The following is an 8582-nucleotide window of genomic DNA, read 5'->3' on the forward strand; positions in this document are numbered from 1 at the left end:
GCCGTGCAGCCCGCATCGCTGCAGGTTTACGAACTCCACAACGGCGTCAATCAACGCCGAACGGCACCACGACCCTGTCAACGGGCTGTCATAGTCATGCAACTCATTGATTTCAAACAATTTTTTTTTGCTCATTGTGTGAGCAATCTGTTCCGAGCCTTGATCGGCGTGCATTGCAGGCCGGCTCGACCCTGGTTGCCCACAAAGTTGCCCACAGCAACGGTGGATGGTTGAAACGGCGCGGACCGTGCAACCTGTCCTCGGCACCGCGAATACCGGAGGCCATAATCCCGGCGGCTTGCCCCTGGCCCAGGAGACCGCCTTTTGTTTTCGATAATACAAGCCGCTGGCTGGCCGATCTGGCCGCTGATTGCCTGCTCCATCATCGCCGTGGCCCTCGTCATCGAGCGTCTTTCCAGTTTGCGTGCCGTGCGCGTCAGCCCTCCGCGCCTGCTCGACGAGGTCATCTCGGTAAGCAGCAAGCATCTGCCGGCGCCGGAGGTGGTCAACAAGCTTGCCGCCAATTCGGCAATGGGCGGCGTGCTGGCCTCCGGGCTGCGCTCGGTGATCGGCGAGCCACGCATCACCGAGGAAGGCCTGCGCATCGCCTTCGACACGGCCGGGCGCGGCGCCGTCCATCGGCTGGAGCGCTACCTCAACACCCTGGGCACCATCGCTTCGGCCGCGCCGCTACTCGGCTTGCTGGGCACGGTGATCGGCATGATCGAGATCTTCGGCTCGCAATCGCCGACGGGTGGCAACCCGGAGCAGTTGGCGCGCGGCATCTCGATTGCGCTGTACAACACCGCCTTCGGCCTAATGGTTGCGATTCCGGCGCTCATGTTCTACCGCTACTTCCGAGGGCGGGTCGACGAGTACGCAATCGAACTGGAGCAGGCCGCCGAGCGCATGGTGCCGCACCTGATGCGCTTTACCGCGCAGGCAAAGTGACGCGCAAACCGAGAGAACGGCCATGGCGATGAATTTCCGCCACCGCGGCAAGGAAGAACCGGAGATCAACCTGATCCCGTTCATCGACGTCCTGCTGGTGGTGCTGATTTTCCTGATGCTGTCGACCACCTACTCCAAGTTCACCGAACTCAAGGTGAACCTGCCGGTGGCCGACGCCCAGCGGGCGCGGGACTATCCCAAGGAAATCATCGTAGGCGTAGGCAGCGATGGCCGCTACACCGTCGGCGGCCAGTCGGTGGCCGGCCGCGACGTGCAGTCGGTCGCTGCCGCGCTTTCGGCTGCTGCCTCGGGCGACCTGCAGCGCGTGATCATCATCTCGGCCGATGCCAGTGCAGCGCACCAGAGCGTGATCAACGTGATGGACGCGGCGCGCCGTGTCGGCCTGCAGCAGCTGACGTTCGCCACACAAACCGGCCGCAACGGCGCGGGCGCTGAAGCCAGCCCGCCGGCCGCCACGGATTGAGCGCTCCGGGCGCGTGCCCGACGGCGCGCGCTTGCCTGGAAGCCAAAATCACCGCCGCCTGGCTGCACCGCGGCGCCTTGGCCAGTGCGCTGTGGCCCGTGTCCCTTCTCTACCGTGGTCTGGTGGCCCTGCGCCGCCTCGCCTACCGTCTGCGTCTGTTGCGCAGCGCCCGACTCGCACGGCCGGTGCTGGTGGTCGGCAACCGGGTTGCGGGCGGTGCCGGCAAGACGCCGACCGTCATCGCGCTGCTCGCCCATTTGCAGGCGCAAGGCTGGCGGCCGGGCGTGGTCTCGCGCGGCTACGGCCGCAGCGCTCATGGCCTCGTGGCGGTGACGACCGCTACGCCGCCGCAGGCCGCTGGGGACGAGCCGCTGCTGATCCGCCTGCGCAGCGGCGTCCCCGTGGTGGTGGGCGCTGACCGGGTTGCCGCCGCCCGCGCGCTCCTCGCCGCCTACCCCGAGGTGGACCTGCTCGTCTGTGATGACGGGCTGCAGCACCTGCGGCTGCAGCGCGATGTCGAAGTGGTGGTGTTCGACGCGCGAGGCGCGGGCAACGGCTGGCTGCTGCCGGCCGGGCCGCTGCGCGAACCCTTGACGGCGCAGAGCGCCGCAGCCACGAGCCTGCTGCTCTACAACGCGCCGGAACCCAGCACCTCGCTGCCAGGCTTCGTGGCGCAGCGCAGCCTGACGGGTGCCGTCATGCTTGACGACTGGTGGCGCGGCCGGCCGGCCACGGCAGCCTGCCTGAGCGCGCTGCGCGGCCGGTCACTGTGGGCGTGCGCGGGCGTCGCCCAGCCACAGGCTTTTTTCGCGCTGCTGCGCGCCCAGGGGCTGGCCTTCGAGGCGCTCGCACTGCCCGATCACTCGGCCCTGGACATGCTGCCCTGGCCCGCGGATGCGTTCGATGTGATCGTCACCGAGAAGGACGCGGTCAAGCTGACCGCCGAGCGCGTGGCCCGCGAGCGGCCGGCGACGAAAGTGTGGGTGGCGCCATTAGACTTCTCGCCGGAGCCGGCCTTTCTCGCCGCGCTTGATGCCGCACTGGCACCGCATCGCCGCGTCGCCCGAGCCGAAGGATGAGCATGGACACCCGTTTGATGGCGCTCCTCGTGTGCCCGATCTGCAAAGGGCCGCTGACCCACGAGCACGGCCAGCACGAACTGCACTGCGCGGCCGACCGGCTCGCGTTCCCGATCCGCGACGGCATTCCGGTGATGCTCGAGGCAGAGGCGCGTGCCCTCGACGACGCGCCGCCGCCCGCCGGCCCCCTGTCTGCAGCGTGAACAAGCCGCCCCGGCAAGTCGACGTCGACGCGGGTCGGTCGCTCCACATCCAATGAGTTTCACGGTCCTCATCCCCGCCCGACTGGGCTCGACACGTCTGCCGGACAAACCGTTGGCCGACATCGGGGGGCGACCGATGGTCGTGCACGTGGCCGAGCGTGCCGCGCGCAGCGGCGCCGCCCAGGTGGTGGTTGCTGCCGATGACGAACGCACCGTCGCGGCCTGCGCGGCGCACGGCGTGCGTGCGCTGTTGACCGCCCGGGACCACGCCACGGGCAGCGACCGGCTGGCCGAGGCCTGCGCCCTGCTCGGGCTCGACGGTGAGCAGATCGTCGTCAACGTGCAAGGCGACGAGCCGCTCATCGAGCCGGCGTTGATCGGGGCCGTGGCCGCACTCCTTGCCGCGCGCGCGGACTGCGTAATGGCAACGGCTGCCCATGCGATCGAGGATGCGGCCGAGTTCGTCAATCCGAATGTGGTCAAGGTGATCTGCGATGCGCAGAACCGCGCGCTGGTCTTCTCCCGCGCGCCGCTGCCCTGGTGGCGCGACGGTTATGCGCACGGGCTCGGCGCGGCCACCGCACTGAGCGCGCCGGCGCCGCTTCGCCACGTTGGTCTCTACGCCTACCGGGCCGCCTTTCTGCGCCGTTATCCGAGCTTGCCGCCAAGCCCGCTGGAGGCGATCGAGTCGCTCGAACAGTTGCGCGTGCTCTGGCACGGCGAGCGCATCGCGGTGCACGTGAGCGCGGTGCGGCCGGGCCCCGGCGTCGACACGCCGCAGGATCTGGAGCGCGTGCGCGCGCTCGTCCAAGCGCAGCGCTGAACGGCCTTGCGGGGGCCGGCTGCAGCAGGGCTGCGTGTTATCCTGATTTGATCGCGCAACGCGGTTTTCGACCCCAAAAACAAGAGACAAACTGCGCTGCCGTCACCTCGCGCGACGCGCCAAGCGCGGTCCCCCAAAGAGACGAGGAACTCGCATGCGATTGATTCTGCTGGGAGCGCCCGGCGCCGGCAAGGGCACCCAGGCCGCCTTCATCTGCAAGAAGTTCGGCATCCCGCAGATCTCCACCGGCGACATGTTGCGCGCCGCCGTCAAGGCCGGCACCCCGCTGGGCATCGCGGCCAGAAAAGTGATGCACAGCGGCGGCTTGGTCGGCGACGACATCATCATCGGCCTGGTCAAGGAACGGCTCGCTCAGGCCGATTGCGCCAACGGCTTTCTGTTCGACGGTTTCCCGCGCACCATTCCGCAGGCCGACGCGATGAAGGTCGCCGGCGTCAAGCTCGACGTGGTGCTCGAGATCGACGTTCCCGACGAAGCGATCATCGAGCGCATGAGCGGGCGGCGCGTGCATGTCGCCTCGGGGCGCACCTACCACCTGAATTACAACCCGCCCAAGGTAAACGGCCTCGACGACGTGACGGGCGAGCCGCTGATCCAGCGCGACGACGACCGCGAGGCCACCGTGCTCAAGCGCTTGCAGGTCTACCAGAGCCAGACCCGCCCGTTGGTCGATTACTACGCGTCATGGGCCGCCACCGGCGATGCCGCCGCGCCGCTATATCGCAAGATCTCGGGCCTCGGTAGCGTCGAGCAAATCACCACGCAGGCGCTGGCTGCGCTCGGCTGAGCACGCAGCATCTGTCCGGGGCCGCTGCGGCGGCCTTTTTTCATCCTTCAGCCATCGACACGGAGCAAGCCATGGACATCGCAGGCAAGGTCTTCATCGTCACCGGCGGCGCCTCAGGGCTGGGGGAAGGCACGGCGCGCATGCTGGTGCGTGAAGGCGGGCAAGTGGTCATCGCCGATCTGCAGGCCGACAAGGGCGAAGCGCTCGCGCAGGAGCTCGGCGCGAGCTTCATAAGGTGCGACGTGGCGAGCGAAGCCGACGGCCAGGCAGTGATCGGCAAGGCCGTTGCGCTCGGCAAGCTGGTGGGTCTGATCAATTGCGCGGGCATCGCGCCCGCAGTGAAAACGGTGGGCAAGGAGGGTGCGCACCCGCTGGCCGTCTTCAGCAAGACCATCACGGTCAACCTGATCGGCAGCTTCAACATGATCCGCCTGGCCGCCGAGGCGATGAGCACGAACGAAGCCGAGGCGACCGGTGAGCGCGGCGTGCTGATTTCCACCGCGTCGGTGGCGGCCTACGACGGCCAGATCGGCCAAGCCGCCTACGCTGCCAGCAAGGGCGGCGTGGTCGGCATGACATTGCCGATCGCGCGCGATCTGGCCCGCTCCGGCATCCGCAATATGACCATCGCGCCGGGCATCTTCGGTACGCCGATGCTGTTCGGCATGCCGCAGGAGGTGCAGGATGCCCTGGCGGCCAGCGTGCCCTTTCCCTCGCGCCTGGGCCGCCCCGACGATTACGCAAAGCTGGTGAAACAGATCATCACCAACGAGATGCTCAACGGCGAGGTGATCCGCCTGGACGGGGCGATCCGTCTCGCGCCGCGTTGAACGCCGACCGACACCCCGGGATCGCTAGACTCGCCGCGTGATCCCGCAGCCTTTCATCGACGCACTGCTCGACCGTGTCGACATCGTCGAAGTCGTCGGGCGCCATGTCGAGATCAAGCGTGCGGGGAAGGATTTCCGCGGCCTGTGCCCTTTCCATGCCGAGAAATCGCCGAGCTTCTACGTTATCCCTGCCAAGCAGTTCTATCACTGCTTCGGCTGCGGAGCCCAGGGCTCGGCCCTTCGCTTCCTGACCGAACATGTGGGACTCGATTTTCCGGAGGCCGTGCGAGACCTTGCCCAGAAGGTGGGCATGACCGTGCCCGAGGACGACAGCACGCCCGAGGAGCGCGAACACGCCCGCGCCCAGAAGGAGCGCCACGCCACCTTGACCGAAGTGCTGAGCAAGGCGGGCGAGCACTGGCGCAAGCAACTCAAGGCCAATGAACGCGCGATCGGCTACCTCAAGGGCCGCGGCCTGACCGGCGACATCGCCGCGCGCTTCGGCATGGGCTACGCACCCGAAGGCTGGCGCGGGCTGGCTAGCGTCTTTGCGCGGTACGACGATCCGCTACTGAGCGAATCCGGATTGGTCATCGTGCAGGGCGACGAAGGCCCCGAGCAGAAACGCTATGACCGTTTCCGCGACCGCATCATGTTTCCGATCCGCTCGGTGCAGGGCGAGATCGTCGGCTTCGGCGGGCGCGTGCTCGACCAGGGCGAGCCCAAGTACCTGAATTCGCCGGAGACGCCGGTGTTCGTGAAGGGGCGCGAACTCTACGGCCTGTACGAGGCGCGCCAGGCGCTGCGCGAGCGCGGCTATTGCTTGGTGGTCGAAGGCTACATGGACGTGGTGGCGCTGGCACAGCTCGGTTTTCCCAACGCAGTGGCCACTCTGGGCACCGCCTGCACGGCCGAGCATGTTCAAAAGCTGCTGCGCTTCACCGATCGCATCGTCTTCAGCTTCGACGGCGACGCCGCGGGGCGCCGCGCCGCCGGCCGTGCGCTCCAGGCCGCCCTGCCGCATGCCGGCGACACGCGCGGCGTTAAGTTCCTGTTCCTGCCGCCCGAGCACGACCCGGACTCCTTCGTGCGCGAGCACGGCGCCGCGGCGTTCGAGCACTGCGTGCAGCAGGCTGTGCCCTTGTCGCGCCAGCTCGTTGAAATGGCGCGCGAAGGCTGCGATCTGGGCAACGCCGAAGGCCGTTCGCGCATGCTCGCGCAGGCGCGGCCGCTGTGGGCCGCCTTGCCGGATGGGGCGCTGAAGCGTCAGTTGCTGAACGATCTGGCCCGCCAAGGTGGCGTCGAAGTCGGCGATCTCGACGAACTCTGGCCGCGCGCCGGCGGCCCGATGGCTCGCGGCGCCGCCGCAGCGCCGAAGACCGTCACGGCACGCCGGCCCCCACCGGGCCGGCGGCCGTTGCGGGCGACCGCCAGTTCGCTGGATCGGGCGGTCGCCTTACTCGTGGCCCGCTCGGATCTGTGGGAGCGGCTGGACTCCGAGGCGCACGAGCTGCTGTCGCAGGTGCAGCCTCCGCATGGCGAGTTCTTCTGCTGGCTCGAGCGTCGCGTCCACGACGAAGGGGCGCTTTCGCCACAGACCCTGCTCGGGGAAATGCGAGCGGACGGGGGCGAGCCGGCGCTGGCCCACCTGGCCGAGCGGCTGGCCGCGCTGCACGAGATGCCGAGCGGCGAAACAACGGTTGCCGAGCTGGAAGTGATCGTCTGCCGGGTCCGCCTGGACGCCCTGGAGCGGGAACTCGAGGGCATGACTTCCCTGGCGGCGCCCTCGCCGGAGCAGTTGGCGGCGATCCGGCAGACTCGGGCCGAGGCCAACGCCCTCAAGATCCGACTGAGCTCGCAGGCGGTCATGCCGGCCAACTGATTGCTTTGACGATCGCTTTGACGCCCCGGCATTCTTCGCCGATAATCGCAGGCTAGTCAGATGCGGCAAGAGTGAGCGCAGCACCTCCGGGCCCCGGCCACCCTTGATAAGGGTCATAACAGGCCAACCTTCCCCGCAAGGGCTGCAACCTTCAAGGACACTCACGCGAGCTTGCCCGCCGACGCCTGCCGCTGCATGTGCCCCTCCGGGCACCAGCGGTCCGACCTCATCAGCGCGGCGCCGCAGGGCCTGCGTACGCAGCCGTCGGCGCAAGGTGCGCGGCCTGTAGCCCCCGAGACAACCATCTTCCAAGGAATCGCATGACCGCGAAGAAGAGCGCTCCCGTCCCTGCGAGCAAGCCCAACAAAGCGGCTCCTGCCGCTCCTGCCGACAAGCTCGCCGCCAAGGCCGTCGAGTCCAAGCCGCTCAAGAAGTCGGCCGGCGCCTCCGCGCCCGCCGTCGCGGTCAAGGCGAGCGCCAAGCCTGCGGCAAAGGGAACAAAGGCAGCGCCAGCCGGCAAGCCGGCGGTCAAGCCCGACAGCGCTGCTGAAAATCCGGCCCGCAAGGGCAAGGCGGTTGTGGGCAAGACCGCCACGCCGGTGATCGATGAGGACTTGTCCGACATCGAGGCCGATCTGGAAGGCGAAGTCGAGACGGTCGCTGAAGACACGACCGAAGACAAGGTCAAGGCCAAGCCGCTGCGCATGAAGGTTTCGCGCGCCAAGGAGCGCGCGCTGATGCGCGAGTTCGGCCTGGACGAGACGGCGCTGACCGAAGACGAAGTCGCCAAGCGTCGTCAGGAGCTCAAGACGCTCATCAAGATGGGCAAGACGCGCGGTTTCCTGACGCACCAGGAGATCAACGATCACTTGCCGGAAAAGCTCGTCGAAGCGGAGATCCTCGAGGCCATCGTGTCGATGCTCAACGACATGGGCATCGCCGTGTACGAGCAGGCCCCGGATGCCGCCACCCTGCTGATCGCCGGCGCCTCCACCGGCACCTCGACTGACGAAGAAGCCGAGGAAGAGGCCGAGGCTGCTCTCTCCACGGTGGACTCCGAGTTCGGCCGCACCACCGACCCGGTGCGCATGTACATGCGCGAGATGGGCACGGTGGAACTGCTCACGCGCGAAGGCGAGATCGAGATCGCCAAGCGCATCGAAGGCGGTCTGCAGGCCATGATGCTGGCGATCAGCGAATCGCCCACCACCATCGCCGAGATCCTGGTGCTGGCCGACAAGATCCGCGCCGGCGACATGCAGATCTCCGAAGCCGTCGACGGTTTCGTCTCCAACGAGGAAGCCGACGACTATGTGGCCGAGGAAGACTTCGACGAGTTCGACGAGGAAGACGACGACGACGGCCAGGGCGGCTCCAAGGCGCTGACCAAGAAGCTCGAGGAGTTGAAGACCCAGGCCCTCGTCAAGCTCGACGACCTGCGCAGCCACTTCGAGCGCATGCGGCGTGCCTACGAGCGCGACGGCTACAAGTCGCCGGCCTACAACCGCGCGCAGATGTCGGT

Annotated in this window: 9 protein-coding genes; all 9 read left to right on the top strand. The window is 67.8% G+C overall.

Annotation, left to right across the window (positions count from 1 at the left end; genetic code table 11):
- Nucleotides 1-324 precede the first annotated feature (324 nt).
- Entirely contained in the window at nucleotides 325-951 is a 627-nt protein-coding gene (locus H0W38_RS10600) for a MotA/TolQ/ExbB proton channel family protein (protein ID WP_292453674.1), read from the top strand.
- Between the two features lie 28 nt (nucleotides 952-979).
- Nucleotides 980-1435: a biopolymer transporter ExbD gene (locus H0W38_RS10605; protein ID WP_292453690.1), complete on the top strand. Its 456-nt coding sequence runs from the start codon at nucleotides 980-982 to the stop codon at nucleotides 1433-1435.
- A 35-nt stretch (nucleotides 1436-1470) separates the two neighbouring features.
- Nucleotides 1471-2514 carry a tetraacyldisaccharide 4'-kinase gene (lpxK, locus tag H0W38_RS10610; RefSeq protein ID WP_292453692.1) on the top strand — a complete coding sequence of 348 codons (1044 nt, stop codon included), beginning with the start codon at nucleotides 1471-1473 and terminating at the stop codon, nucleotides 2512-2514.
- 2 nt (nucleotides 2515-2516) lie between these two features.
- A complete protein-coding gene (locus tag H0W38_RS10615; RefSeq protein WP_292453676.1) occupies nucleotides 2517-2717 on the top strand; it encodes a Trm112 family protein in 201 nt (66 codons plus the stop codon).
- 52 nt (nucleotides 2718-2769) lie between these two features.
- Nucleotides 2770-3540 carry a 3-deoxy-manno-octulosonate cytidylyltransferase gene (kdsB, locus tag H0W38_RS10620; protein WP_292453678.1) on the top strand — a complete coding sequence of 257 codons (771 nt, stop codon included), beginning with the start codon at nucleotides 2770-2772 and terminating at the stop codon, nucleotides 3538-3540.
- A gap of 154 nt (nucleotides 3541-3694) precedes the next feature.
- Nucleotides 3695-4348, top strand: coding sequence for an adenylate kinase (gene adk, locus H0W38_RS10625; protein WP_292453681.1), 654 nt, complete (start codon nucleotides 3695-3697; stop codon nucleotides 4346-4348).
- 71 nt (nucleotides 4349-4419) lie between these two features.
- On the top strand, nucleotides 4420-5178 hold the full coding sequence (locus H0W38_RS10630; RefSeq protein WP_292453684.1) for a 3-hydroxyacyl-CoA dehydrogenase: 759 nt from the start codon (nucleotides 4420-4422) through the stop codon (nucleotides 5176-5178).
- A 37-nt stretch (nucleotides 5179-5215) separates the two neighbouring features.
- On the top strand, nucleotides 5216-7060 hold the full coding sequence (gene dnaG / locus H0W38_RS10635) for a DNA primase (protein ID WP_292453686.1): 1845 nt from the start codon (nucleotides 5216-5218) through the stop codon (nucleotides 7058-7060).
- 320 nt (nucleotides 7061-7380) lie between these two features.
- On the top strand, nucleotides 7381-8582 hold a 1202-nt coding region (locus tag H0W38_RS10640), incomplete at its 3' end, for an RNA polymerase sigma factor region1.1 domain-containing protein (protein WP_292453687.1).

This window comes from Methylibium sp. (assembly GCF_013817365.1).
Classification (GTDB): Bacteria; Pseudomonadota; Gammaproteobacteria; order Burkholderiales; family Burkholderiaceae_C; genus Methylibium.

What these genes read in the sequence shown, in the direction of transcription:
- H0W38_RS10615 (WP_292453676.1), top strand. Translation starts at nt 2,517, where the DNA reads ATGGACACCCGTTTGATGGCGCTCCTCGTGTGCCCGATCTGCAAAGGG.
- H0W38_RS10630 (WP_292453684.1), top strand. Translation starts at nt 4,420, where the DNA reads ATGGACATCGCAGGCAAGGTCTTCATCGTCACCGGCGGCGCCTCAGGG.
- kdsB (WP_292453678.1), top strand. Translation starts at nt 2,770, where the DNA reads ATGAGTTTCACGGTCCTCATCCCCGCCCGACTGGGCTCGACACGTCTG.
- H0W38_RS10605 (WP_292453690.1), top strand. Translation starts at nt 980, where the DNA reads ATGAATTTCCGCCACCGCGGCAAGGAAGAACCGGAGATCAACCTGATC.
- adk (WP_292453681.1), top strand. Translation starts at nt 3,695, where the DNA reads ATGCGATTGATTCTGCTGGGAGCGCCCGGCGCCGGCAAGGGCACCCAG.